22 protein-coding genes and 1 pseudogene are annotated in these 25,238 nt (G+C 62.6%); 5 read left to right on the forward strand and 18 right to left on the reverse strand.

Features of this window, described 5'->3' with window-relative positions:
* Positions 1–20 precede the first annotated feature (20 nt).
* Entirely contained in the window at positions 21–4,724 is a 4,704-nt protein-coding gene (locus QCE79_RS12895) for a glutamate synthase-related protein (RefSeq protein WP_244826395.1), read from the reverse strand.
* Positions 4,725–5,045: 321 nt separating this feature from the next.
* Entirely contained in the window at positions 5,046–5,753 is a 708-nt protein-coding gene (locus tag QCE79_RS12900; RefSeq protein WP_250509568.1) for a transposase, read from the reverse strand.
* A gap of 223 nt (positions 5,754–5,976) precedes the next feature.
* Between QCE79_RS12900 and QCE79_RS12905 the strand changes: the two genes are divergently transcribed.
* Complete coding sequence (locus QCE79_RS12905) at positions 5,977–6,684, forward strand: OmpW family protein (RefSeq protein ID WP_370652139.1); 708 nt, start codon at positions 5,977–5,979, stop codon at positions 6,682–6,684.
* Between the two features lie 33 nt (positions 6,685–6,717).
* Here QCE79_RS12905 and QCE79_RS12910 read toward each other — a convergent pair whose 3' ends face one another.
* Positions 6,718–6,948: a hypothetical protein gene (locus QCE79_RS12910; RefSeq protein ID WP_309844595.1), complete on the reverse strand. Its 231-nt coding sequence runs from the start codon at positions 6,946–6,948 to the stop codon at positions 6,718–6,720.
* Between the two features lie 29 nt (positions 6,949–6,977).
* Here QCE79_RS12910 and QCE79_RS12915 point away from each other — a divergent pair, with 29 nt between their 5' ends.
* A complete protein-coding gene (locus tag QCE79_RS12915; RefSeq protein WP_244826399.1) occupies positions 6,978–7,355 on the forward strand; it encodes a YqjD family protein in 378 nt (125 codons plus the stop codon).
* Positions 7,356–7,397: 42 nt separating this feature from the next.
* Here QCE79_RS12915 and ugpQ read toward each other — a convergent pair whose 3' ends face one another.
* The 13 genes and pseudogenes from ugpQ to pilM all read right to left on the reverse strand — a co-directional run bounded on the left by ugpQ (position 7,398) and on the right by pilM (position 19,867).
* Positions 7,398–8,147, reverse strand: a complete 750-nt coding sequence (ugpQ, locus tag QCE79_RS12920) for a glycerophosphodiester phosphodiesterase (RefSeq protein WP_309844600.1) — start codon at positions 8,145–8,147, stop codon at positions 7,398–7,400.
* A 14-nt stretch (positions 8,148–8,161) separates the two neighbouring features.
* Complete coding sequence (locus tag QCE79_RS12925) at positions 8,162–9,247, reverse strand: sn-glycerol-3-phosphate import ATP-binding protein UgpC (protein WP_309844603.1); 1,086 nt, start codon at positions 9,245–9,247, stop codon at positions 8,162–8,164.
* A gap of 3 nt (positions 9,248–9,250) precedes the next feature.
* Positions 9,251–9,562, reverse strand: coding sequence for an antibiotic biosynthesis monooxygenase (locus tag QCE79_RS12930; protein WP_244826402.1), 312 nt, complete (start codon positions 9,560–9,562; stop codon positions 9,251–9,253).
* 69 nt (positions 9,563–9,631) lie between these two features.
* Positions 9,632–10,477: a sn-glycerol-3-phosphate ABC transporter permease UgpE gene (ugpE, locus tag QCE79_RS12935; protein ID WP_244826403.1), complete on the reverse strand. Its 846-nt coding sequence runs from the start codon at positions 10,475–10,477 to the stop codon at positions 9,632–9,634.
* Entirely contained in the window at positions 10,474–11,358 is an 885-nt protein-coding gene (gene ugpA, locus QCE79_RS12940) for a sn-glycerol-3-phosphate ABC transporter permease UgpA (RefSeq protein WP_244826404.1), read from the reverse strand. The genes ugpE and ugpA overlap by 4 nt, the downstream gene beginning before the upstream one ends.
* 58 nt (positions 11,359–11,416) lie before the next feature.
* Positions 11,417–12,742, reverse strand: a complete 1,326-nt coding sequence (ugpB, locus tag QCE79_RS12945) for a sn-glycerol-3-phosphate ABC transporter substrate-binding protein UgpB (protein ID WP_309844606.1) — start codon at positions 12,740–12,742, stop codon at positions 11,417–11,419.
* A 47-nt stretch (positions 12,743–12,789) separates the two neighbouring features.
* Positions 12,790–13,956 (reverse strand): annotated as a pseudogene (locus tag QCE79_RS12950) (deoxyguanosinetriphosphate triphosphohydrolase); the annotation flags it as partial.
* A gap of 124 nt (positions 13,957–14,080) precedes the next feature.
* A complete protein-coding gene (gene aroB / locus QCE79_RS12955; protein ID WP_309844609.1) occupies positions 14,081–15,169 on the reverse strand; it encodes a 3-dehydroquinate synthase in 1,089 nt (362 codons plus the stop codon).
* 8 nt (positions 15,170–15,177) lie between these two features.
* Positions 15,178–15,684 carry a shikimate kinase gene (locus tag QCE79_RS12960; RefSeq protein WP_244828131.1) on the reverse strand — a complete coding sequence of 169 codons (507 nt, stop codon included), beginning with the start codon at positions 15,682–15,684 and terminating at the stop codon, positions 15,178–15,180.
* A gap of 160 nt (positions 15,685–15,844) precedes the next feature.
* Positions 15,845–17,380: a type IV pilus secretin PilQ gene (locus tag QCE79_RS12965; RefSeq protein WP_309844611.1), complete on the reverse strand. Its 1,536-nt coding sequence runs from the start codon at positions 17,378–17,380 to the stop codon at positions 15,845–15,847.
* Positions 17,377–18,219, reverse strand: a complete 843-nt coding sequence (pilO, locus tag QCE79_RS12970; protein WP_309844613.1) for a type 4a pilus biogenesis protein PilO — start codon at positions 18,217–18,219, stop codon at positions 17,377–17,379. The genes QCE79_RS12965 and pilO overlap by 4 nt, the downstream gene beginning before the upstream one ends.
* Entirely contained in the window at positions 18,216–18,887 is a 672-nt protein-coding gene (locus tag QCE79_RS12975) for a PilN domain-containing protein (protein ID WP_250465850.1), read from the reverse strand. The genes pilO and QCE79_RS12975 overlap by 4 nt, the downstream gene beginning before the upstream one ends.
* A complete protein-coding gene (gene pilM, locus QCE79_RS12980; RefSeq protein WP_309844616.1) occupies positions 18,884–19,867 on the reverse strand; it encodes a pilus assembly protein PilM in 984 nt (327 codons plus the stop codon). Before pilM ends, QCE79_RS12975 begins: the two co-directional genes overlap by 4 nt.
* A gap of 277 nt (positions 19,868–20,144) precedes the next feature.
* Between pilM and QCE79_RS12985 the strand changes: the two genes are divergently transcribed.
* Positions 20,145–22,550, forward strand: a complete 2,406-nt coding sequence (locus QCE79_RS12985; protein ID WP_309844618.1) for a penicillin-binding protein 1A — start codon at positions 20,145–20,147, stop codon at positions 22,548–22,550.
* Between the two features lie 20 nt (positions 22,551–22,570).
* Here the strand turns inward: QCE79_RS12985 and cyaY are convergent, their stop codons facing one another.
* Positions 22,571–22,891: an iron donor protein CyaY gene (gene cyaY / locus QCE79_RS12990; protein ID WP_244826413.1), complete on the reverse strand. Its 321-nt coding sequence runs from the start codon at positions 22,889–22,891 to the stop codon at positions 22,571–22,573.
* A gap of 36 nt (positions 22,892–22,927) precedes the next feature.
* On the opposite strand from cyaY, the gene QCE79_RS12995 reads away from it, so the two are divergent.
* Entirely contained in the window at positions 22,928–23,215 is a 288-nt protein-coding gene (locus QCE79_RS12995; RefSeq protein ID WP_244826414.1) for an LPS translocon maturation chaperone LptM, read from the forward strand.
* A 44-nt stretch (positions 23,216–23,259) separates the two neighbouring features.
* Entirely contained in the window at positions 23,260–24,522 is a 1,263-nt protein-coding gene (gene lysA / locus QCE79_RS13000) for a diaminopimelate decarboxylase (protein ID WP_309844620.1), read from the forward strand.
* Between the two features lie 47 nt (positions 24,523–24,569).
* On the opposite strand, the gene msrQ is transcribed toward lysA, so the two are convergent.
* Complete coding sequence (gene msrQ, locus QCE79_RS13005; protein ID WP_309844623.1) at positions 24,570–25,238, reverse strand: protein-methionine-sulfoxide reductase heme-binding subunit MsrQ; 669 nt, start codon at positions 25,236–25,238, stop codon at positions 24,570–24,572.

Below are 25,238 nucleotides of genomic sequence, written 5' to 3' on the forward strand. Positions count from 1 at the left end.
CTCTTCTATAGTGAGACCGCTCAGGCCGCGAGTGCGTCCTTTGCCTTCTTCGCGCCGATCTCGCCGAGCGCGCGCTTGTAGTCGGTCGGGAACACCTTCACGAACTGACGGCGCGACGCATCCCAGTTCTCGAGCAGCGCCTTGGCACGCGGCGATCCGGTGAACTGGAAGTGACGCTCGATCAAACCCTTGAGCAGCGCTTCGTCGGTCTTGCCGGCATGCCACAGCGCGCGATCCACCGTGCGCTCCTGTTCGGCCTGTTGCAGCACCGGATCGAGCGCCACCATGGTCTTGTTGCACTTGGCGCCGAACGTGCCGTCCGGATCGAACACGAACGCGACGCCGCCCGACATGCCCGCCGCGAAGTTACGGCCCGTCTCGCCGAGCACGACCACCGTGCCGCCCGTCATGTATTCGCAGCCGTGATCGCCCGTGCCTTCGACGACTGCCGTCGCGCCCGAGTTACGCACGCAGAAGCGCTCGCCCGCCACGCCACGGAAGTACGACTCGCCTTCGATAGCGCCGTACATCACCGTGTTGCCGCAGATGATGTTCTCCTCGGACTTGCCACGGAAGTCGTTGGTCGGGCGAATGATGATGCGCCCGCCCGACATGCCCTTGCCGACATAGTCGTTACCGTCGCCGACGAGGTCGAGTGTCACGCCCTTGGCGAGGAACGCGCCGAAGCTCTGGCCCGCCGTGCCCTTCAACTGGATATGGATGGAGTCGTCGGGCAAACCGTCGTGGCCGTACTTCTTCGCGATCAACCCGGACAGCATGGCGCCGACCGTGCGGTTCACGTTGCGCACCGGCTGGATGAACGAAACGTGCTCGCCCTTCTCGATCGCCGCCTTCGACTTCTCGATCAACACGTGATCGAGCGCCTTGTCCAGACCGTGGTCCTGCACATCGACGTGCTTGCGCGCGACTTCCGCGCCCACCGGCACTTGATAGAACACGCGCGAAAAGTCGAGACCCTTTGCCTTCCAGTGTTCGACGCCCTTCTTCGTGTCGAGCAGTTCGGCGTGGCCGATCAGATCCTCGAACTTGCGAATACCCAGTTGCGCCATGATCTCGCGCACTTCTTCCGCAATGAAGAAGAAGAAGTTGACGACGTGTTCCGGCTGGCCAGTGAACTTCGCGCGCAGCACCGGATCTTGCGTCGCGACGCCGACCGGGCACGTGTTCAGATGGCACTTGCGCATCATGATGCAGCCTTCGACGACGAGCGGCGCCGTCGCGAAGCCGAATTCATCCGCGCCGAGCAGCGCGCCGATCACGACATCGCGGCCGGTCTTCATCTGGCCGTCGGCCTGCACGCGGATACGGCCGCGCAGACGGTTCAGCACCAACGTCTGCTGCGTTTCGGCAAGACCGAGTTCCCATGGCGTGCCCGCGTGCTTCAGCGACGACAAGGGCGATGCACCCGTGCCGCCATCATGGCCCGCGATCACGACGTGATCCGCCTTTGCCTTCGCCACACCCGCAGCGATGGTGCCGACGCCCACTTCGGACACCAGTTTCACCGAAATGCTCGCCGCGGAATTCACGTTCTTGAGATCGTGAATGAGCTGCGCCAGGTCTTCGATCGAATAGATATCGTGGTGCGGCGGCGGTGAAATGAGACCGACGCCCGGCACCGAGTAACGCAGCTTGCCGATATAGTCGGAAACCTTGTGGCCCGGCAGTTGACCGCCTTCGCCCGGCTTCGCGCCTTGCGCCATCTTGATCTGAATCTGATCCGCCGACGACAGATATTCCGCCGTCACGCCGAAGCGGCCCGATGCAACCTGCTTGATCTTCGAGCGCAGCGAATCGCCGTCTTTCAACGCGACGTCGGTGACGATTTCATCGCCGATCAGGGACTTGAGCGTGTCGCCGGTCTTGATCGGAATGCCGCGCAGTTCGTTCCGGTAGCGCTTCTCGTCCTCGCCGCCTTCGCCCGTGTTCGACTTGCCGCCGATACGGTTCATGGCGACCGCGAGCGTGGCGTGCGCTTCCGTGCTGATGGAGCCGAGCGACATCGCGCCGGTCGCAAAACGCTTCACGATGTCCTTCGCCGGCTCCACTTCGTCTAGCGGAATGGCCTTCGACGGGTCGAGCTTGAACTCGAAGAGACCACGGAACGTCATGTGACGCTTCGTCTGGTCGTTGATCAGATGCGCGTATTCCTTGTACGTCTGATACGAGTTGCTGCGCGCCGAGTGTTGCAGCTTGGCGATGGCATCCGGCGTCCACATATGCTCTTCGCCGCGCACGCGATAAGCGTATTCGCCGCCCGCATCGAGCATGTTCGCGAGAACCGGGTTGTCGCCGAAGGCATCGCGATGCAGGCGAATGGCTTCTTCCGCCACGTCGAAGATGCCGATGCCGCCGACCTTGGACGCCGTGCCACGGAAATACTTCTCCACGAGCTCGGAGGACAAGCCGACCGCTTCGAAAATCTGTGCGCCGGTGTAGGACATGTAAGTGGAAATGCCCATCTTCGACATGACCTTGTACAAGCCCTTGCCGACCGCCTTCGTGAAGTTGTAGATGACCTTCTCGGCCGACAGATCGCCCTTGAAGCCTTCCGCCATGTTGGCGAGCGTTTCCAGCGCGAGGTACGGGTGAACGGCTTCCGCGCCGTACGCCGCGAGCAGCGCGAAGTGATGCGTCTCGCGCGCCGACCCGGTTTCGACGACGAGACCCGTGCTCGTGCGCAGACCATGCTGCACGAGATGCGAGTGGATGGCCGACGTGGCGAGCAGCGCCGGAATCGCGACATTGTCGCGGTCCATCTTGCGGTCGGACACGATCAGCATGTTGTAACCGGACTTCACGGCATCGACAGCTTCGGCGCACAACGACGCAATGCATGCTTCCACGCCTTCCTTGCCCCAAGCCACCGGATAGCAGATGTTCAGTTCGTACGAGCTGAACTTGCCGCCGGTGTATTTGTCGATGGCGCGAATCTTCGCGATGTCTTTGAAGTCGAGCACGGGCTGCGACACTTCGAGACGCATCGTCGGGTTGATGTTGGTCGTGTCGAGCAGATTCGGCTTAGGACCGACGAACGAGACCAGCGACATCACCATGTTCTCGCGGATCGGATCGATCGGCGGGTTGGTCACTTGCGCGAACAACTGCTTGAAGTAGTGATAGAGCGTCTTGTTCTTGCCGGACATGACCGCGAGCGGCGAGTCGTTGCCCATCGAGCCCACGGCCTCTTCGCCCGACTGCGCCATGGGCGCCATCAGAAACTTGAGGTCTTCCTGCGTATAGCCGAACGCCTGCTGACGGTCGAGCAGCGCGGCGGCTTCGCGACGCTGCGTTTCGACGTCTTCCGCCTTCGGCTCGATTTCGTCGAGCTTGATACGCACGGCGTCGATCCAGCTCTTGTACGGCTTCGCGTTCGCGAGGTTGTCCTTGAGCTCCTTGTCCTCGATGATGCGGCCTTGTTCCATGTCGATCAGGAACATCTTGCCCGGCTGCAGACGCCACTTCTTGACGATCTTCGATTCCGGGATAGGCAGCACGCCCGATTCCGACGCGAGGATCACGAGGTCGTCGTCGGTGATGAGATAGCGCGCCGGACGCAGGCCGTTACGGTCGAGCGTGGCGCCGATCTGGCGGCCGTCCGTGAACGCGATGGCGGCGGGACCGTCCCACGGCTCCATCATCGCTGCGTGATACTCGTAGAACGCGCGGCGGTTGTCGTCCATGAGCGTGTGCTGTTCCCATGCCTCGGGAATCATCATCATCATGGCGTGGACGAGCGGATAGCCCGCCATCACGAGAAGTTCGAGGCAGTTGTCGAACGAAGCCGTGTCCGACTGGCCGGGATAAATCAGCGGCCAGAGTTTGGGCAGATCGTCGCCGAGCACATAGGAGGCGATCGCGCCGGTGCGCGCGTTCAGCCAGTTGACGTTGCCCTTCACGGTGTTGATTTCACCGTTGTGCGCAATCATGCGATACGGGTGAGCCAGTTCCCACGCCGGGAACGTGTTGGTCGAGAAGCGCTGGTGCACGAGCGCAAGCGCCGAGACCACGCGCTCGTCCTGCAGGTCGCGGTAATACACGCCGACCTGACCGGCCAGCAGCAGGCCCTTGTAGACGACCGTGCGCGACGACATGGACGGCACGAAGTATTCCTTGCCGTGCTTGAGCTTGAGCGCCTGAATGCGGTGGCTCGCCGTCTTGCGGATGATGTAGAGCTTCCGCTCGAGCGCATCCGTCACGACGATGTCCTTGCCGCGCCCGATGAAGATCATGCGGATGAGCGGCTCACTCGCCTTCACGGTCGGAGAAATAGGCATGTTGCCGTCGACCGGGACGTCGCGCCAACCGAGCACGACCTGGCCTTCCGCCTTCACCGTGCGTTCCAGTTCCTGTTCGCACGCGAGCCGCGAAGCATGTTCCTTCGGCAGGAAGATCATGCCGACGCCGTATTCGCCGGCAGGCGGCAAAGTCACGCCTTGCTTGGCCATCTCTTCGCGATAGAAGCCGTCCGGAACCTGAATCAGAATGCCCGCGCCGTCGCCCATGAGCGGATCGGCGCCGACGGCGCCACGGTGATCGAGATTCTCGAGGATCTTGAGACCCTGCTGAATGATCTCGTGGCTCTTTTTCCCCTTGATATGGGCAACGAAACCGACGCCGCAGGCGTCATGTTCGTTGGCAGGGTCATACATGCCCTGCGCGGCGGGAGGCGAACCGACTGCCGGTTGCTGATGATCGTTCATGGGGACACCGTCTCTACTGTGAGGGGCCGACTCGGCCGTTGAACCATTTTTTATGTCGCCCGCGGCGTTTATTTCAACTTGGAAGCCGCGAAGCCGGTCGCGCAACGGGCGCGCTGCGCCGCAAAAACCGCCGGAAATCGAAATATACGCGACCAATCAAAGAGATGGCAAATAAAATATGATGATGCGTCACTAATTATCGATATGGTGCACGCATGCCCCAAAATATTGGTTCCATATCGATATTGGGCAAAAAAAAACGGCGCGCCCGAATCTTCGTGCCGCCGTCCTTTCAAGCGTCGTTTTCCGCGATGCCCGTGGTTATTGAGATTGGGGCGTCTCGCGCACTTTACGCGGCCGTCCGCGCGGCAATGGCGACACGCGCCGGTTCGCCGCACGCGATGCCCAATCGCGGTACGCATCGCTGCCGAGCACCCAGCCTTTCAGAGTGGCTTGCAGGAGACGATTGGCCTCACGCTCGTCGAGCGGCTGATCGCACAACTCCTTGTATGCATGCTGGCGTTCGAACGGCGTGTTGCCGAGCGACCAGAAAAGCGGATGGTCGGTGATCAGTCCGTCGAGCGTCAGCCCTATATGGTGCCGAAAACTCGACCACTTGTAGTCCTGCGGCACGGCAACCAGACCCGCGCGAACCGGCGCGGTTTCAACCACGCGCGTGGCAAGCAGGAAATAACGTTCACCCTCGATGACCGTTGCGCGATATCGCCCTTCCCACAACGTCCCGCGCCGCGTGTAACGGCGATTGAAATGCGCCACGTAACGACGCCCGACTGCCTGCATCGCCTTCGGAAGGCTCGATTCGTCGCGCGGCGTGACAAGCAGATGCACCGCCTGCGGCATCAACGCATATGCATGAATGGAAAGATGATGATCACGTGATGCAGTTCTCAAGCAGTCGATGAAAAGCTCGTAGTCCTGGTCGTCGACGAAGGCAGGTTGCTGGTCGAGACCGCGCAGGATGACATGCTGCGGCTGATCGGGAACATAAAGTCGTGCAAGCCGTGCCATTCTGGATATTCCATTGGTCGCGTTTGTGTTACCCCAATCGGGGACCTTGTGGAGATGTTGAGGCAGCGTGGACGAAACACATGCAAATGCCATGCAACACGATTCCAACGCCGCACACGTCTTAGGGAAAATGCTCTACGGCGACGCTATGGTTACTTTGAAATCTTATGCTCATAATGAGCGTGCTTTTCTGGAGGAGCACAAATTGAAAATAAAACAAGTCATGGTGGGAGCAGCGGCATTTGCGTGTGTAGCCAGCGCGGCGCACGCACAGTCGGCGGGTTCCTTCTACGCAACCGCTGGCTGGTTTCACTTCGCCCCGCAAGACAGCAGCGGCCCGCTCAAAGAGACAAGTGTAGGCGGATCTCCCGTCAATATCGACGTACAGGGCACGGGCGCCGGCATTTCAAGCGCGGATACGGCAGGCTTCACGCTTGGTTACTTTGCCACCGACCACATTGCGGCGGAATTCGAAATGGGCATTCCGCCCTCCTTCGACCTCGAAGGCACAGGCTCGTTCTCGCAATATGGCAAGCTCGGCAGCGCGAAACAATGGAGCCCAACGCTGCTTTTCAAATACTTCTTTAATGCTCCTCAAGCGAAGTTTCGTCCGTTCGTCGGCATTGGCGTAACGCGCACCTGGTTCACCGACGCCAAGATCACGAACTCATCGTTCGAAGGCAACGTCCTGCATGGTCCGACCTCCGTCGACACGGATAGTTCGTGGGCGCCGGTGTTCAACGTGGGCGCCGTCTATAACTTCACGGAGCATTGGTTCGCGGGTTTTTCCGTGTCGTTCATTCCGTTGAAGGCAACGGCGACTTTGAACTCGCAAGCGCAGACGCCGGTTGGCACGTTGAACGTGCAGTCGAAAGCGAAGATCACGTTGAATCCCATCGTGACTTATTTGCGTGTCGGCTATCGTTTCTAAGAACACTGGATTAACCACGGCGTTCCCAAAATTTTATTTGCGGGCATGCAAATAAAAGCGCCGCCATGCATGAAGCGTGGCGGCGTTTGATTTTACCGGCTCTTGTAAATGTGACCCGCGCATTTGCGGAGCTTGCGCATTTATTACGCTGTAGCAACGCCGTTCACCGACAGTCTTGCTGGTGACACGACCGTGCGCGCTCATGGGCATCGAATTTGCTGCATCATCGATTTCCCGCTCTTCGCGAGCGGTGTGGTCATCCATCCACGATTCATCCATCGACGGAGCGATCTATGAACGCATTGCCTAACACGCGAGACGCCATCGGAGATTCCTGGAGCAGCACCAACCGCCGTGCGCGCCGTATGGCGCGTCATGGCCGTGATGCCGCCGAGGACATCAGCGGCGAGTTGCGCGCGCTGCTTTCCGATCTTGAAGAAACGCTGTCGAACGGCGCATCGGCCGATGCCGCCATCTTGCGCAAGCAAATCAGTTCGCAACTGGACGGCGCACGTTCCCGTTTGAACGACACGCACGCCGCGCTCCGACAACGCGCCGGCGCTGCCCTAGACGACGCCGACGCGTATCTGCACGAAAAGCCCTGGCAGACGATTGCACTTGTCGGCGGCCTGGCGCTCGTCGCGGGCGTTTTGCTGGCCCGCGCTCGCTGACCGAACGAGCGGCGCCAGTATGAATGGCGCCGCGCGCGTCGTTCAACTTCCCGCAAGAAAATCCGCACCAATGATATCGATGCGATCCGTGCAGATCGCATCGACTCCCCATTGGGCGAGCAACTTCACGCGCTCAGGTTCATTCGGTGTATAGGCAAGTACGCGCAAGCCCGCGTCCTTGATTTCGCGAACGAGTGCTTCGCTCAAGTGCCGGTGACTCGCATGCAGCGACACGCATGCGAGTGCCGACGTCTGTTCGCGCCAGTCGACCGGAACCTCCTCGTACAGCATGCCGCGAGGAAGCTCTGGTGCCGCGTCGCGCGCGGCCTCCAGCGCCTCGTAAGAAAACGACGACAACAACGGCGCCGGTTCCGCACTCGCCCACAAGCGCGCCGCCTCACGCGCGACAAGCTCACCCGTCTCGACTTCGCGTCCAGGACACGGCTTGATTTCCACGTTTGCCGCCATGTCGAGTTCCGTGCAACGCGCGTGTACTTCAGCGAGCGTCGGCATATGCGCGCCCGCGAATGGCTTGCCGAACCACGAGCCCGCATCGAGTGCACGGATCTGTGCGTAAGTCATCGAGCGTGCGGGTCCATGACCGTTCGACGTGCGATCGACGTCATCGTCGTGCAGCAGAAAAACCACATTGTCGGCCGAGAGCTTCGCATCGAATTCGATCATGCGCAGACCGCGCCGCGCGCCTTCGTCGATGCCTTCGAGCGTGTTCTCGGGCGCGAGCTTGCCGCCGCCGCGATGCGCGACGATTGCGGGATAAGGCCAGGTTCTCATCGCGGATACTCCCTTCAGTTGACGCGCCGACCGCTCGCCGGATCGAAGAAATGCAGATGTTGCGGCGGCACGGACACCGCCAGCTTTTCGCCACGCTGCGGCCGGTGCGTATGCGGCAAACGCGCCGCCACGTCGTGCTTGCCCCATTTGCCGTGCGCGAGATTGTCGGCGCCGAGCAGCTCGGTGGAATCGACATCGAGCGTCGCGCTCGCCGCGCCGACGATGCCCGGTGTCATATGCTCGGGACGAAGGCCGATGATCCACTCGCGGCCGTGCATCGTGCCGTTCAAACCGGCAGCGCCCGCAACCGGCAGCTTCGGTCCGCCGTCCGCCACCTCGAACGTCGAGCCGTTTTCCGACAAGCGCCCTTCGAGCAGATTCATCGCGGGCGAGCCGATGAAGCTCGCGACGAACACCGTCGCCGGCCGCTCGTAGACTTCGGTCGGCGCGCCGATCTGCTCGGCGTGTCCCTTGTTCATGACGATGACGCGTTGCGCGAGCGTCATCGCTTCGATCTGGTCGTGCGTAACGTAAAGGCTCGTGGTTGCGAGTCGCGCGTGAAGCCGTTGAATCTCGAGACGCATTTGCACGCGCAGTTTGGCGTCGAGATTCGAGAGCGGTTCGTCGAAGAGGAACACGGCCGGTTCGCGCACGATCGCGCGGCCCATGGCAACGCGCTGACGCTGCCCGCCCGACAGTTCGCGCGGCTTGCGCGCGAGCAGCGGTTCAAGTTCGAGAATGCGCGCCGCATTCGCCACGCGGCTCTCGATAGTCGCGCGATCCGCGCCGCCGATCTTGAGCGCGTAAGCCATGTTCTGCGCGACGCTCATATGCGGATAGAGCGCGTAGTTCTGGAACACCATCGCGATGTCGCGATCCTTTGGCTCCAGCTTGTTGACGACCTTGCCGCCGATCTGGATCTCGCCCTCGGACACGCTTTCGAGCCCCGCGACCATGCGCAGCAACGTCGATTTTCCGCAGCCCGAAGGACCGACCATGACGACGAACTCGCCATCCGCGATTGCCACGTCGATGCCATGCAGCACGAAGTTCTTGCCGTCGTAGCTTTTCCTGACCGCCTTGAGATTCAACGCAGCCATCGATCAGTCCCGCAGCGCGCCGCACACCGTCGCGAAATGCGCGACCGCGATGCCCGGCTCATAGAAGCGATGCAGCAGCGCGCGCCATTGCTGGTAACCCGCCGATTGCCGAAAGCCCGGATCATGCGCCGCGACCGAATCCCAACGCACGAGCAACACGTATTGCGAGCCGTTGCCGGCGTCCGCCCCGCGCACGAGCTCATGCGAACGATAGCCCGGCTGCGCCGCGATGATCTTTTGCGCTTCGTCGAAAGCGGCTTCGAATGCGCTTTCCTCGCCGGCCATGACCGGCAACTGCGCGATTTCGAGAATCATGTCTGAAGTCTCCCGTTTGAGCCCGAGCGGACGCTTTCTGTTCTCGGGCGTCATGCCAAGGTGGTTGGGTTATTTTTCCGAATCGACGAGGCCGCGCACGAACCAGCGCTGCATCGTCAGGACGACCGCGAGCGGCGGCAACATGGCGAGCAAGGTCGCGGTCATGACGAGATGCCACTCGGTCGCGGTATCGCCCGATGCGATCATGCTCTTTATGCCCACCACCGCGGTTTGCAGCGACTGCTCGTTGGTGATGAGAATCGGCCACAAATACTGATTCCAGCCGTAGATGAACGTGATGACGAAGAGCGCCGCGATGTTCGTCTTCGACAGCGGCAGCACGACATCCCAGAAGAAACGCAGCGGCCCCGCGCCGTCGATGCGCGCCGCTTCCATCAGTTCGTCCGGCAGCGTCATGAAGAACTGGCGGAACAGAAAGGTCGCGGTCGCCGATGCAATGAGCGGCAGCGTCAGCCCGGCGTACGTGTTCGACAGATGCATCGACGACACGACCTGCACCGTCGGGAAGATACGCACCTCCACCGGCAGCATGAGCGTGACGAAGATCAGCCAGAACGCTAAGTTCTTGAACGGAAAGCGGAAGAACACGATCGCATACGCCGAGATGATCGACACCGCGATCTTGCCGATGGAGATCACGAGCGCCATCACGAGGCTGTTGATCAGCATGCGTCCGAAAGGCGCCGCCGCGTTGCCGCTGCCGTGCGTCCAGATGTTCGCCACGTTTTCGAAGAGATGCGTGCTCGGCACGAGCGAGAGCGGCACGGTGAAGACTTCCTTCGAATTCATCGTGGCCGCGCAGAACGCGACATACACCGGAAACACGATCAGCGCGACGCCTACGAGCAGCACCGCGTGACAGAAGATATCGAAGCCGCGTCGGTTCTCGATCATGAATATTGCACCCTGCGTTCGACGAAGCGGAACTGCACGATGGTCAACGCAACGACGATCACCATCAGCACGACCGATTGCGCGCCCGAACTACCGATGTCGAGACCCTGAAAGCCTTCCGCGAAAATCTTGTAGATGAGTGTCTTGGTCGACTGCGCCGGGCCGCCGCCGGTGGCGGCGTCGATCACGGGGAAGGTGTCGAAGAATGCATAGACCAGATTCACGACGAGCAGGAAGAAACTCGTCGGCGAAAGCAGCGGCAGCGCAATGCCGAAAAAGCGTCGCACGGGACCGGCTCCGTCGATGGCCGCGGCTTCGATCAGCGACTGCGGAATTGCCTGAAGTCCCGCATAGAAGAACAGGAAGTTGTAGCTGACCTGCTTCCACACCGACGCGAGCACGACGAGAAACATGGCTTGCGTGCCGTTCAGCGCGTGGTTCCACACGATGCCCTGCTTCGCGAGCGCATATGTCACGAGCCCGATGCTCGGGTTGAACAGAAACGACCACAACACCGCCGCAATCGCGGGCGCGACGGCATATGGCCAGATGAGCAGCGTCTGATACGCTTTCGCGCCGCGCGTCACGCGGTCGGCGCACGCGGCGAGCAGCAGCGAGATCACGAGTCCCGACACGGTAACGAGCGCGCAGAAGATCATCGTCGTATTGAACGACGACAGATAAAGCGGGTCCGCGAAAAGCTGCTTGAAGTTCGCGAGGCCGACGAATTCGCTCGACGTGCCGAACGCGTCCTGACTCTGCGTGGATTGCCAGAGCGCTTCGCCCGCCGGCCACAGAAAGAACAGCGCGGTGATCGCGAGCTGAGGCGCAACGAGCAGATACGGCAGGACGCTCGTATCGAAACGAGACCGTTTTTCCATCGATGTTTCCTGAAACGGCGCCCGCGAGAAACACGCGGGCGCGCTGCGTCATGGGCGCTTAACCACCGCTCTTTTCGAAGCGGCGCAGCAGTTCGTCACCGCGCGAAACCGAAGAATCGAGCGCCTGTTGCGGCGTCTTCTTCTCCGCCCAGACCTGCTCCAGTTCTTCATCGACGACGGTGCGAATCTGCGGCATGTTGCCAAGACGCAAACCCTTGGTGAAGGCGAGCGGCGGCCTGTTCAGCATCTGCTTGATGGCGATATCCGCGCCGGGATTCTTGTCGTAGAAACCCTGCTTCTGCGTGAGTTCGTAGGCCGCTTGCGTGACCGGCAGATAGCCCGTGTCTTGATGCCACTTCGCCGCGACCGGCGGCGAAGTCAGATAAGCGAGAAACTTCGCGACGCCCTTGTACACGGCCGGGTCCTTGCCCGACAGCACCCAGAGACTCGCGCCGCCGATGATCGCGTTCTGCGGCGCGCCCTTCACGTTCGCGTCGTAAGGCATCATGCCGACGCCGTATTCGAACTTCGCGAACTTGTTGATGGTCGCGCGCGAGCCCGACGAGTTCGTGATGATGCCGCAATCGCCGCTATAGAACTTCGAGACCGGCTCGTCCTTGCGGCCCACGTAGGTGAAGTTGCCTTCTTTCGCCATCTTCTGCAGGAAGGCGATATGCGCGACTTGCAGCGGCTTGTTGAAGTCGAGCTTGGCGTCGAGCCCGTCGAAGCCGTTGTTCTTCGTCGCGAACGGCGCCGCATGCCACGCGCTGTAGTTTTCGAGCTGAATCCAGCTTTGCCAGCCCGACGAATAACCGCACGAGTAACCGGCGGCCTTGATCTTCTTTGCGTCGGTTTCGACATCGGCCCAGGTCTTCGGCGGCTGGTTCGGGTCGAGTCCCGCCTTCTTGAAGGCGTCCTTGTTGTAGTACAGAACCGGCGTGGAGCTGTTGAACGGCATCGAGATGAGATGGCCGGTCTTCGCGTCGCTGTAGTAACCGGAGATGGTCGGCACGAAGGCCTTCTCGTCGAGCGGCACGCCTGCCTGCTTGAAGACGTCGTAGACCGGAACGACGGCTTTCTTGCCCTGCATCATCGTTGCCGTGCCGACTTCGTAGACTTGCAGGATCGCGGGCGCGTTGCCGCTGCGAAACGCCGCGATGCCCGCCGCGAGCGTCTGATCATACGTACCCTTGAACACGGGGACGATCTTGTAATCGCTCTGCGACGCGTTGAAGTCGTTGGCCATGTCGTTGACGCGCTCGCCGAGCGCGGCTTCCATGGCGTGCCAAAACTGGATTCCCGTCGCGGCCTGCGCTGCGGTGCTGCCGGCGAACGCGAGCACGGCAGCTGCTGCGATCGAGCGGAACGAGGGCATGCGTCTCATCGAGAAAGTCTCCTTGAATTGATTCTTGCGCGTTGAAACGCGCGATATTAGTTGTTGTCGATGACAAACAGGCGTTGATACTCCTTCAGTGCATAGCGGTCGGTCATGCCCGCAATGTAATGCGCGACGAGCCGCGCCTGCGAGCTGTCGTGGCCGGTTGAACTCGCGTCGTTGGCCGACTCCTCCACTGCGGCCTGACGCGCCTGATAAGCGGGCGGCAACAGGCGCGGGTCGTCGGTGAACGCGTCGAAGAGACCCGTCACGACGCGCTTCGCCTTGTTTGCCATGCGCATCACGCGATAGTGCCGGTACAGGTTCCTGAACAGAAAACGCTTGAGCGCGGCAGCTTGCGCGGCAATTTCATCGCTATGCGCGACGAGCGGCGGCGCGTTGCGGATATCGTCGATGGACTTCGGCGCCACGCGCGTGAGATTGCGGCTCGTCGCCTCGATCAGATCGACGATCAGCGTATTGATGATGCTGCGAATGGTCTCGTGAATCAGCCTGCGTCCGCCGATGTCCGGATACGCGGCGCGCGCCACATCGAAATGCGTATGCCAGAGGCTGACTTCGGAAAGCTGTTCAAGCGTGATGAAGCCGGAGCGCAAGCCGTCGTCGACATCGTGATTGTTGTAGGCGATTTCGTCGGCGACATTGGCGATCTGCGCTTCGAGCGACGGCTGCTTGCCCGTGAGAAAGCGTTCGCCGAGATCGCCGAGCTTGCGCGCATTTTCGCGCGAGCAATGCTTGAGAATGCCCTCGCGCGTCTCGAAGCAGAGGTTGAGGCCGTCGAATGCGCCGTAATGCTCTTCGAGCTGATCCACCACCGCGAGGCTTTGCAGATTGTGCTCGAAGCCGCCGTGATCGCGCATGCATTCGTTGAGCGCGTCCTGGCCCGCGTGACCAAACGGCGTGTGGCCGAGATCGTGCGCAAGCGAAATCGCTTCGACCAGATCTTCGTTCAAATTCAGATTGCGAGCGACCGAACGCGCGATCTGCGCGACTTCGAGACTATGCGTGAGACGCGTGCGAAAGAGGTCGCCTTCGTGATTGACGAACACCTGCGTCTTGTATTCGAGCCGCCGGAATGCAGTGGAGTGCACGATGCGGTCGCGGTCGCGCTGGAATTCGGTACGGGCGGCAGGCGGCGCTTCGGCATACCGGCGTCCGCGCGACAACGCCGAATGCGCCGCGTACGGCGCGAGATACGCTTCGAACGAGCCCGATGGCGGCCCGCTCGACGGAAGTAGACTTTCTATTTCGCTCACCGGCTGCTCCGCTCAAGTCGTGGTTCCGGTTGTCTCCGGCATTGCCGCCAGGTCGGCGCCGATCCAATACTCAGACGCTTGCGGCGAGCGTCTCGCGCACGGCGTGGTCGGGCGCCTTTGCTATTTCGACCTCGCCGAAGCGGGTCAGCAAAATGAACTTGATCTCGCCAGCTTCGGCTTTCTTGTCGACCTTCATCAGATCGATATAACGCGCCGCGCCAAGCGTGGGCGCCACGACCGGCAGCTTCGCGGCTTCGATCACGCGCACGAGACGCTTGCGCGCGGGCTCATCCAGTTTGCCGAGGCGCACGGAAAGATCCGCCGCCATCACCATGCCGCAACCCACCGCTTCGCCGTGCAGCCATTCGCCGTAGCCCAGGCCCGCTTCGATGGCATGCCCGAAGGTATGACCGAAGTTGAGAATTGCGCGGCGTCCGCCTTCGCGTTCGTCCGATGCCACCACCGACGCCTTGATCTCGCACGAACGCTTGACCGCGTGAGCAAGCGCTTCTTCGTCGCGGTCGTTCAGCTTCGCGATGTTTGCTTCGATCCACTCGAAGAACTCGGCGTCCGCGATTGCCGCCGTCTTGATGACTTCCGCGAGTCCCGCAGCGAGTTCACGGTCCGGCAGCGTGCGCAAAGCGCCGATGTCCGCGATCACCGCTTGCGGCTGATAAAACGCGCCGATCATGTTCTTGCCGAGCGGATGATTGATGCCCGTCTTGCCGCCCACCGATGAATCCACTTGCGAGAGCAAAGTGGTCGGCACTTGAATGAACGGCACGCCGCGCATATACGATGCCGCCGCGAAGCCGGTCATGTCGCCCACCACGCCGCCGCCGAGTGCGATCAGCGTGGTCTTGCGGTCGGAGCGTTCGCTGAGGAGCGCGTCGAAGATCGTGTTGAGCGTTTCCCAGTTCTTGTGCGCTTCGCCATCCGGCAGCACGACGGTCGTTACCTTCTTGCCGAGCGTGGCGAGTGCGGCACGGAGTTCGTCGCCGTAGAGCGGGTCGACGGTGGAGTTGGTGACGATGGCGACCGACGCGCCCTTGATATGCGGCGCGAAAAGCTCCGTGCGACCGATGAGGCCCGCACCGATATGAATGGGATAGGCGCGTTCGCCCAGTTCGACGTCGACGGTAAGCGAGGGGGAAATCATGACGGACATTATGACTGAGCCGGTTTGATGACGCCGGCCACCTCCAGTTGCATCAGGACCATGTTGACGAGCGCGTTGACGGTAGGTCGGCCGGTTTCCACGACGAAATGCGCGCACTCGTTGTAGAGCGGATCACGCGTCTGAAAGAGCGCTTCCAGCTTGCCGCGCGGATCGTCGGTCTGCAAAAGCGGCCGGTTCTTGTCGCGCCGCGTGCGCTGCCAGAGATCGTGCGGATTTGCACGCAGATAGATGACGACGCCGCGATTCTTCAGATGTTCGCGATTCTCCGGACGCAGCACCGCACCGCCGCCCGTAGCGAGCACGATACCGCTCTTTTGCGACAGCTCGTCGATAACGTTGGCTTCGCGCTGACGAAAACCCGCCTCGCCTTCGAGCTCCCAGATCACCGGGATGCGCGCGCCGGTGCGCGCCTCGATTTCCTGATCCGAATCGATGAATGAGCGCTGCAAGCGGCGCGCAACCGCGCGGCCCACGGTGGTTTTACCCGCCCCCATGAGTCCGACGAAAAAGATGTTCGCGTTCGCGTGCCCTTCCTGCAACTCGGTTTCCTTCAAGTCAATCGAATTTTGTTCGTGCGGCAGCTTAAGGGCAAATAGCCCGCTTTGTCGAGTCGGGCCGCCCGCTCGCGGCCCCGCTTTCCGCTTCTTTCCGCCTTCATCCACTCGAAGCAATGACGTGCGGCGTAATCAGGATCACCAGCTCGTTGCGCGAGCTGCGGCGCGCGTCATGGCGAAACAGCCAGCCGAGCCACGGCAGCTTCGACAGTCCGGGCACGCCCGTGACGTCGTTGCGCTCGTCTTCCGAGTAGATGCCGCCGATCGCCACCGTGCCGCCGTCCTCGACCTCCACGCGCGTCTGGACGTGCTTGGTGTTGATGGCCGGACCCGCGTCGGTCTGCTCGCCGACGCTGTCTTTCGCAACATCGAGATCAAGAATGACGTGCCCGTGCGGGGTAATCTGCGGCTCGACCTCCAGTTTGAGCGCCGCGCGCCGAAACTGCACGCCGGAAACGCCGTTGCCCACTTTCGCCTGATACGGCAGCTCCGTGCCCTGCTCGACCAGCGCCTTCGCGCGGTCAGCCGTCACCACACGCGGCCGGGAGACTATCTGACCGCGTCCCTCGGCTTCGAGCGCGCTCAGTTCGATGTTCAGAAGCCGTGTGGCCTGAGCCGCGAACAGCGTGAGTCCGGCCGTGGCGGCGTCGAAACCGTTGATCGGCCGCGCCGATAAATCGTACACGACACCGTCCTTTCCGCCCGAGAGACCGCGCGCCGGGTCGTTCATGCCCGCGACGCCCAGCTTGACGCCAAGCGTGCGCGAAATGCCCGCCTCGCCTTCCAGGATCTTCGCTTCAATCACGACTTGCGGCGTGGGCTTGTCGATCTGCGCGACGAGTTCGGCGATTTGCTTTACGCGCGCGTCGAGGTCCGTCACGAAGAGCAGATTGGTGCGCGTGTCGGCCATGGCGGAGCCGCGTTTGGACAGCACGCGCTGGCTCCCGGAGCCTGTCAGCAGCTTGCGGACGTCTTCCGCGCGCGGATAGCGCAGCACGAACGTGCGGCTCGCGAGCGGTTCGAGATCGGCGGCGCGCGCGTGCGTCTCGTAGCGCAGCTTCTCGCGTGCGGCGAGTTCCGCGAGCGGCGCGACCCAGATCACGTTGCCGTGCTGCTCCATGGCGAGGCCGTTCACGTCGAGCAGCGTGTCGAACGCGCGGCGCCACGGCACGGCGACGAGATTGATCGACACCTGGCCGCGCACCTTGTCGCTCGCGATGATATTGAGCCCGCTGAAGCGCGCAAACGCATGCAGCGCGGCGCCCAGGTCGGCGTTCTTGAGATCGAGCGTGATCGGCTTGCCGTCGTCGGCGCTGCCGGGCGATTGCGTGCTCAGACGTTCGGGCTGCGGCATCGGCACGGGCGGGCCTTCGAGCGCCTCGCTCGTTTCCGTCGATGACATCGCGGCAGCCACGGGCTCCGCACTCTGCGCGACGGGCGGCGACAAGAGCGCGGGCGGCGCGCTCGTATCGATGGCGAACTGGTCGGTCGGCAAGGTCTCGTAGCCCGCGGGCAACGGCGGCAAAGGCGCAATGGGTTCGCTTTGATCGGCTTCGGCCCAGACCGCGTGCGACGCGAAAAGGAGCGCCAGCGCCAGAACGAGCCTCTTGAGACGAAAAGTTGGTGGCGCGATCATTTGCGATCCTCCGCGAAACTCAGCGTGCGCGAAGCGCCGTCGTCACTCGCGAGCTCGACCGCGCGCGGCCGCACGCGTCCGAGCCATTCGTCTCCGATCTTCTCGCCGGGCCGGAAGTCGCCAACGCCCTCGCTGCTCTGCATCAGCGCCATCGCGCGATGACGTCCGAGAAGCGTCCCGACGAGCAGCAAGTCCGCGCTGCGCGAAAAGCCACCGGCGCTTTCCTTGCCGAACGGATCGATGACGAAGGCGTTCGTGCGCGCCGGTTCGGGCAGCGGCACGGCCGGAAGATCACCGTGGATGCGCAAGGTCGTATCGATGGAAAGTACACCCGTCTGCCGCCGGATTTGCACGCCTTCCGCTATGACGAGACGCGGCAAACCCGCGAGCGCCTCGACGAACCGCTTCATCTCGGCAAAGCCGCCTTCCGCGCGAAACCGGAGCGCGCGCGGCGCCTGGACCTCGGCGAGTTTCGTCTGAAGCGGCTCGATCTCCGTTACGTGCAACCCGCTTTGCGCGGCGAGACTGGCTACGGCGTGCAGCGCATCGGCGGCAGTCCAGTGTTCGGGGTTCAGACCGCCCGCCGCCACGCGTTTGCGCAGATCGGGCAATTGCGCCTCGATACCGCGCAGTTGGCCCGCTTTCTCCTGCGCGGCGGAGAGCGCCGCGTGGCTTGCATCGAGATCGATCAGACCGGCCGCGCGCCAGCCCTGCACACCGATGACGCAGATGATCGCCGCGAGAAGCATCGCGCCGCAGAGCGTCCATCGAAGCGGCCATTCATGGAAGGCCGCGACTGAGCGCAGACGGCCGGCATCGTTGAGGGACATCGTGTTCATTGACTGCTCCCGTGAGCGGTGTTGGTCGTGCGGCGGACGGCGAGCGCGGGTTGCGCGGTCTTTGCCGCCGCCGCGGTTTTGCGTGCGTAGCGCACCAGCGCCGTGAATTCGTAGCGTTCGACGTTCGATACGGCATCGCGCCTCGCCGGCGCCGGCGTGGTTGGCCGCCGCTTCATCTCGATCACTTCCACCGACTGCACGTCGCGCACGTCCTCCAGACGCTTGAGCCAGTTCGCCGCCGCTTGCGAATCGGGTGCGAGCGCCGCGAGTTCGACTTCGTCGGTCCGTTGCGAGACGCGTTGCAGCTCGACGCCGGGTTGCCGGGGCGCGTCAGCCAGCGCGTCGAGAAGCGCGAGAAAACGGTCGCGCGGCGCGGCAAGCGGTTGCGCGTTTTGGCGCGCGCGCCGCCGATCGGCTTCGGCACGCGTGAGCCGTGCGTGCTCTTCGAGCTGCGCGCCCGATGTCCGTAGCGACGCTTCCAGCGCGAGACGCCGCTCATCCAGACGCGCGCGCTGCAAGGCATCCCAGCCCGCGACCGCGCCGACCGCCGCGCATCCGGCAAGACTCGCCGCCGCGAGAATCGCGAGCCGCTGACGGCGCATCTCGCGGCGCTTGCGCAAGCGGTAAGGAAGCAGGTTGAAGCCTTCGACCACGCTCGCGCCGCTCATTGCAGCACCTCGCGCAACGCCAGACCGAACGCTACCGCGAAGAGCGGCGAATGTTTGAGCGACGCATCGATGCCCGCCACGCCATTGCAATACGGCGCGCACTCGAACGGCAGCGCCGGGCAGCCGAACATCTTCGCCAGCGCGGGAAGTGGCAGCGCGGCCTGCGCCATCAGGTCCGCTTCGCCGCCGACGTACACGCAGTCGAGCGGCGCATCGGTGCCGGCGAGATCGCGGAGCGCGTCGGCGAGACATGAATGCTCGGGCGCCGGATACCGCACTTTGGACTCGACGCCGTGAGCGCCGGCGACCCAGCCGTGCAGCCCCGTCTTTTCGAGCCAGCAAAACATGAAGCGCGCATCCGGACCGAGCTCCACCTTGCCGGAATGACGCATTGCGCGCATGGCGGCCGCCGGTTCGCCGTCGATGGCGGACAGCGCGATTCCCGCCGCAGCCGCCGTTTCGACGCGCGCCTCGACATGCCGGCGCGCAGTGGCGGCAATCGCGACTTGCGCGCGGCCGTCCTCCGGTGTTTCGACTGACCAGTCCACCGCGAGCGCGCCGCGTTCGATGCCCGAGATGCGCTCGGCCTCCGCGAGCACGGCGGGTTCGAGCACGCCGCGCGGATCGCCGTCCGCCACGAGCGCGGGCGCATCGCGCGTCTCCAGCAACGCCGTGAGCGGCACGCGCGTGGTGAGCGTCGCGGACGACGGCAAGCCCATTGCGCAACGCAGCGCGCGCGACACGCCGTTCTGCGGCAAGCGCTCGACCGTATCGCAGAGCGCCGCGATCACGGCGGCGCGATCGACGAACTCGCCGTCGATCACCGCGCCCGGTTCGAGCGCCACCCAATCGATATGCTCGACGCACACCGCCGAGGGCGAACGCACGCGCTTGCTGAGCACCACTATTCGCACCGCGCTTTCGCTCACATCGATACCCGCTGCAAAGCGGCGCGTAACTGTCAATAAGGCCTTGTTCATGACTCACTCCATCGTCTCTTGCGCGCCGAACCTTTCGAGCGCTTGCACGAGAAGAATTGTGGTGAGCCGCGCGTCTTTCGAACATTCAGCCAAATGGCTAACGCGTGTGTTCGGCGCGTTTCAGAGGTGCTTATCCGCACGATCCCGCGTATCTTGAAGGGACGAAGTTCCGAAGCAGGAGAAACGGGACCGAAGCACGCCCGCGATTCGTCGCAAGTCTTAAGAAAGGCTCGAAACCCGGACGGCTATAATCCCGAGACTGTTTTTTGGTGGTGCCATGCAATCCTCTTCCCCGACCAACCCGCCATCCAAACCGCCCGAAGGTCAGACGACCAGGCGACCGTGGTATTTGCGGCTGCTTTCCGCGCTTGTCATCAGCTTTTTCGCGCTAATCGTTTGCGCGGCGCTCGTGCTCGGGTATGCGCTCGTCGTCGCGATGCCGAACCTGCCTTCGCTCGATGCGCTCACTGACTACAAGCCGAAGGTGCCGCTGCGCATCTATACGGCGGATCACGTGCTGATCGGCGAATTCGGCGAAGAGCGGCGCAGCGTCGTGCGCATTCGCGATGTGCCGGACCATCTCAAGAAAGCGGTGCTCGCCATCGAGGACTCGCGTTTCTACGACCACGGCGGCGTCGATCTCACCGGCATCCTGCGCGCGGGCACGGTGGCGCTGTCGAACGGTCACGCGTCACAGGGCGCAAGCACGATCACCATGCAGGTCGCGCGCAACTTCTTCCTGTCGAGCGAGAAGACCTACACGCGCAAGATCTACGAGATGCTGCTCGCTTACAAGATCGAGCGCGCGCTGACGAAAGATCAGATTCTCGAGGTCTATATGAATCAGATCTATCTCGGACAGCGCGCGTATGGTTTTGCGAGCGCCGCCCGGGTGTACTTCGGCAAGGATCTGAAGGACATCTCGCTCGCGGAAGCCGCCATGCTCGCCGGTCTGCCAAAGGCGCCGTCGGCCTATAACCCGGTCGTGAATCCGAAGCGCGCGAAGGTGAGGCAGGAGTACATCCTTCAGCGCATGCGCGAACTCAACTTCATCACGCAGGACGAATACGACCAGGCGAAGAATCAGCCGCTCGTCGTGAAGGGACAAGGCCGCGAGTTCAGCGTGCATGCCGAATACGTCGCGGAAATGGTGCGGCAGATGATGTACGCGCAGTACAAGGAAGAGGCGTACACGCGCGGTCTGAATGTCGTGACCACGATCGATTCCGCCGATCAGGACGCCGCCTACCGCGCGGTACGCAAGGGGCTGATGGACTACGAACGCCGGCATGGATATCGCGGGCCCGAGGGTTTCATCGATCTGCCCGCGAATGCGGACGACCGCGAGCAGGCTATCGACGACGCGCTTGCCGAGCATCCGGACAACGGCGAGATCGTCGCGGCGGTGGTCACGTCGGCGAGCACGAAGGAAGTGAAGGCGAGCCTCATCGACGGCAACGTGGCGACCATCAACGGCGCCGATCTGCGCTTCGTCTCCAATGCGCTCTCCACGCGCGCACAGCCCAATGCCCGCATTCGTCCTGGCGCGATCGTGCGGCTCATGAAGAACGACGACGGCGAGTGGATCATCACGCAGTTGCCGCAAGTGGAAGGCGCGCTGATCTCGCTCGTGCCGCAGGACGGCGCCATTCGCGCGCTCGTGGGCGGTTTCGACTTCAACAAGAACAAGTTCAATCACGTGACGCAAGCGTGGCGTCAGCCGGGATCGAGCTTCAAGCCGTTCATCTATTCGGCGTCGCTGGAAAAAGGCTTGTCGCCCGCGACCATCATCAACGATGGTCCGCTCTTCTTCACCGCCGCCGAAACCGGCGGTCAGGCGTGGGAGCCGAAGAACTACGGCGGCGGCTTCGACGGACCCATGACCATGCGCTCCGCGCTGCAGAGATCGAAGAACATGGTGTCCATCCGCATTTTGAACACCATCGGCACGAAGTACGCGCAGCAGTACATCACGCGCTTCGGCTTCGACGCGGACCGGCACCCCGCGTATTTGCCGATGGCGCTCGGCGCGGGTCTCGTCACGCCGCTGCAGATGGCGACGGGCTACGCGGTGTTCGCCAATGGCGGGTATCGCGTGAATCCGTATCTGATCGCCGATATCACCGACCCATACGGCGCGGTCGTTTCGCATCCGCAACCGCTCGTCGCGCAGCAAAGCGCGCCGCTTGCCATCACGCCGCGCAACGCGTTCGTGATGAATAGCCTTTTGCAAAGCGTCGCGCAGCACGGCACGGCGGCCAAGACGAATCAGTTGAAGCGCACCGACCTCGCAGGCAAGACCGGCACGACGAACGATTCGCGCGATGCCTGGTTCGCGGGCTATCAGCGTTCGCTCGTGGCGATTGCGTGGATCGGCTATGACAATCCGCGCACGCTCGGCGACAAGGAAACGGGCGGCGGTCTCGCACTGCCCGTGTGGATGGATTACATGACGCGCGCCCTGAAGGGCTTGCCCGAGTACAAGCCGATGACGCCGCCCGACGTGACCTCGCTCGGTGGCGAACTGTACTTCGACGACATGACGCCGGGCCACGGCTTCATCGCGACAATCGGCGTGAGTCAGGCGTCGTCGGCAGCGCGCGTGTCAGGCGACACCGCTCCGGCGCCCGCAGCCGGCGAGCAGGAAAAGCAGGACATCATGAATCTGTTCAAGGGACAGTGACGTTCCTTGCCGGGCGCGCCTTACTTCGCTGAAAAGCGAACGGGCTCGCCCGCCTGTTCGGTCGAATACTTCGTGAGCGTGGCGAAAAACTCGCTGTTGTCGCGTGTGTCGCGCCAGGCGCCATCCACGTATTTGTAGTGAAAACCGCCCGCCTTCGCGGCTAGCCAGATCTCGTGTTTCGGCGGCTGAAGATTGACGATCACCTTCGTGCGGTTCTCGAATTCCAGCGTGAGCACATTGCCGCTACGCTCGAATTCGATATCGGCTTCAGCCCGATCCACAGCACGTTCGATGGCCGTCAGCGCGGCCTCTGCCAAGCTCAGGTATTCCTGGTCTGTCATGCTAAACTCCATCGATTCAATGGTACAGGGACGGTCATGCGAGTCGTTTTCAGGATGAGCGCGATTGTAGCGGCTTTGAGCATGAGCGCCGCGGCAACACTCGCACTCGGCGGTTGTGGACAACGTGGTCCGCTCTATCTTCCCACTGTCCCGCCACTGCCGCAGCGTCCTAGCGACCTTCAGGATACGCCGCCTTCCGCTTCCGTCGACAAGGCAAGCGCTGCATCGGCTGCGAGCGAGACTGGCGACATTCCCGATACCTCCGGCGCGCCGCTGTCGCTTTCGCCGGACACCACTCTGAAACCGGCGCCCGCCGGGTACTGACCTAAGCCTCCCGCGCACCAAGCCGCGTACATCCGACTCCACGCATGAACGATTCCGCATTCCACTACGTCGACGGCGCGTTGCACGTCGAAGGCGTCCCCGCCGCGTCGCTCGCGGAACAGTTCGGCACGCCGCTTTACGTCTATTCGCGCGATGCACTGACGCGCGCCTATCGCGCTTACGCCGATGCCTGCGCGGGCCGAAAGGCAACGGTGCACGTCGCGGTCAAAGCCAACAGCAATCTCGCGGTGCTCAACGTGTTCGAGCGTTTGGGCGCGGGCTTCGACATCGTGTCGTCGGGCGAACTGGCGCGTGTGCTGGCCGCGGGCGGCAAGGCTTCCAACACGGTTTTCTCGGGCGTCGGCAAGAGCGCGGCCGAGATGCGCGAGGCGCTCGAAGCGGGCGTGAAGTGCTTCAACGTTGAGTCCATTCCCGAGTTGCACGCGCTCAACGAAGTCGCGAAGTCGCTTGGCAAGAAGGCGCCCGTGTCGCTGCGCGTGAATCCCGATGTCGATGCCAAAACGCATCCGTACATCTCCACCGGTTTGAAGTCGAACAAGTTCGGCGTGGCCTTCGGCGACGCGCGCGCGACGTATCGTGAAGCGCGTGACATGGCGAATCTCGATGTCGTGGGTATCGACTGTCATATCGGTTCGCAGATCACCGAAGTGAGCCCGTATCTCGATGCCGTCGACAAGCTGCTCGACCTCGTCGAACAGATCGAGTCCGACGGCATGAGCATTCGTCACGTGGATGTCGGCGGCGGTCTCGGCATTACGTACGATGACGAAACGCCGCCGGATATCGGCGACTTCGTGCGCACGTTGCTCGCGCATTTCGAAGAGCGCGGCCACGGTCAGCGCGAAGTGTATTTCGAGCCGGGACGCTCGCTCGTCGGCAATGCGGGCGTGCTGCTAACGCGCGTCGAGTATCTGAAGCCGGGTGAAGAGAAGAACTTCGCTATCGTCGATGCCGCGATGAACGACCTCGCGCGTCCCGCCATGTACGAGGCGTTTCATCGCATCGTGCCGGTCATCGAACGCAAGGCAAGCGCGCGTTTATACGATGTCGTCGGCCCGGTTTGCGAAAGCGGCGACTGGCTCGGACGCGATCGTGAGCTGGCCGTCGAGCAAGGCGACTTGCTCGCCATTCTTTCGGCGGGAGCGTATGGCTTCGTGATGAGCTCGAACTACAACACGCGTGCGCGCGCCGCTGAAATCATGGTCGATGGCGAACGCGCGCGCGTGGTGCGCGAACGCGAAGAAGTGAAGCAGTTGTTCGCGGGCGAATCCATTTTGCCAGACTGAATCTTCATGCCGTGAGCCAAAAAAGCGATGCCGTGGCATCGCTTTTTTTATGCGCTCAACCGGCGTCGCTCGATTCGTCCTTTGAGCCACGCGATCAGCCGCCAGCCCAGCAACACGATCACGATTGCGCCGTAAATCTTCGGCAAGGCGAAATCGTGCTTGCCGGCCTTCATCCACCAGAAATGCAGGATGGCCAGAATGGCGACGAGATAGATGATCCGATGCAGCATCTGCCAGCGGCGGCCGAGCTTGCGGACCATCGCTTTCGGCGATGTCACCGCGAGCGGTATCAGCAACACGAACGCGGCGAAGCCCACGGTGATGAACGGCCGCTTGCCGATGTCCTTCAACATCGCGGCGACATCGAACCACTTATCGAACCAAATGTATGTCGTGAAGTGCAGCACGGCGAAGAAGAACGCGTAAAGGCCGATCATGCGGCGAAAGCGCACGAGCGCCGTCACGCCCGTGAGCCGGCGCACCGGCGTGATGGCGAGCGTGATGCAGAGATAGACGAGTGTCCAGAGGCCGGTCGAACGCGTGATGAACTCGATCGGATTCGCGCCCAGTCCACCCATGACGCCGAGCAACACAATGCGCGCCAGCGGATAGAGCGCCGCGATGAACACGATCACTTTTGCGGGCGCGATCCAGCGCGGCCCGGACCGCACGCTCGCGCGCGTTTGCGATCGCTTGAGTTCGGATGCAGTGGGCAT

Source organism: Caballeronia sp. LZ003, from assembly GCF_031451465.1.
GTDB lineage: Bacteria > Pseudomonadota > Gammaproteobacteria > Burkholderiales > Burkholderiaceae > Caballeronia.

Coding starts and splice junctions, on each gene's coding strand:
- QCE79_RS12895 (WP_244826395.1), bottom strand. CDS start 4,724: ATGAACGATCATCAGCAACCGGCAGTCGGTTCGCCTCCCGCCGCGCAG.
- QCE79_RS12900 (WP_250509568.1), bottom strand. CDS start 5,753: ATGGCACGGCTTGCACGACTTTATGTTCCCGATCAGCCGCAGCATGTC.
- QCE79_RS12905 (WP_370652139.1), top strand. CDS start 5,977: ATGGTGGGAGCAGCGGCATTTGCGTGTGTAGCCAGCGCGGCGCACGCA.
- QCE79_RS12910 (WP_309844595.1), bottom strand. CDS start 6,948: ATGGATGACCACACCGCTCGCGAAGAGCGGGAAATCGATGATGCAGCA.
- QCE79_RS12915 (WP_244826399.1), top strand. CDS start 6,978: ATGAACGCATTGCCTAACACGCGAGACGCCATCGGAGATTCCTGGAGC.
- ugpQ (WP_309844600.1), bottom strand. CDS start 8,147: ATGAGAACCTGGCCTTATCCCGCAATCGTCGCGCATCGCGGCGGCGGC.
- QCE79_RS12925 (WP_309844603.1), bottom strand. CDS start 9,247: ATGGCTGCGTTGAATCTCAAGGCGGTCAGGAAAAGCTACGACGGCAAG.
- QCE79_RS12930 (WP_244826402.1), bottom strand. CDS start 9,562: ATGATTCTCGAAATCGCGCAGTTGCCGGTCATGGCCGGCGAGGAAAGC.
- ugpE (WP_244826403.1), bottom strand. CDS start 10,477: ATGATCGAGAACCGACGCGGCTTCGATATCTTCTGTCACGCGGTGCTG.
- ugpA (WP_244826404.1), bottom strand. CDS start 11,358: ATGGAAAAACGGTCTCGTTTCGATACGAGCGTCCTGCCGTATCTGCTC.
- ugpB (WP_309844606.1), bottom strand. CDS start 12,742: ATGAGACGCATGCCCTCGTTCCGCTCGATCGCAGCAGCTGCCGTGCTC.
- aroB (WP_309844609.1), bottom strand. CDS start 15,169: ATGATTTCCCCCTCGCTTACCGTCGACGTCGAACTGGGCGAACGCGCC.
- QCE79_RS12960 (WP_244828131.1), bottom strand. CDS start 15,684: ATGGGGGCGGGTAAAACCACCGTGGGCCGCGCGGTTGCGCGCCGCTTG.
- QCE79_RS12965 (WP_309844611.1), bottom strand. CDS start 17,380: ATGATCGCGCCACCAACTTTTCGTCTCAAGAGGCTCGTTCTGGCGCTG.
- pilO (WP_309844613.1), bottom strand. CDS start 18,219: ATGAACACGATGTCCCTCAACGATGCCGGCCGTCTGCGCTCAGTCGCG.
- QCE79_RS12975 (WP_250465850.1), bottom strand. CDS start 18,887: ATGAGCGGCGCGAGCGTGGTCGAAGGCTTCAACCTGCTTCCTTACCGC.
- pilM (WP_309844616.1), bottom strand. CDS start 19,867: ATGAACAAGGCCTTATTGACAGTTACGCGCCGCTTTGCAGCGGGTATC.
- QCE79_RS12985 (WP_309844618.1), top strand. CDS start 20,145: ATGCAATCCTCTTCCCCGACCAACCCGCCATCCAAACCGCCCGAAGGT.
- cyaY (WP_244826413.1), bottom strand. CDS start 22,891: ATGACAGACCAGGAATACCTGAGCTTGGCAGAGGCCGCGCTGACGGCC.
- QCE79_RS12995 (WP_244826414.1), top strand. CDS start 22,928: ATGCGAGTCGTTTTCAGGATGAGCGCGATTGTAGCGGCTTTGAGCATG.
- lysA (WP_309844620.1), top strand. CDS start 23,260: ATGAACGATTCCGCATTCCACTACGTCGACGGCGCGTTGCACGTCGAA.
- msrQ (WP_309844623.1), bottom strand. CDS start 25,238: ATGCCCACTGCATCCGAACTCAAGCGATCGCAAACGCGCGCGAGCGTG.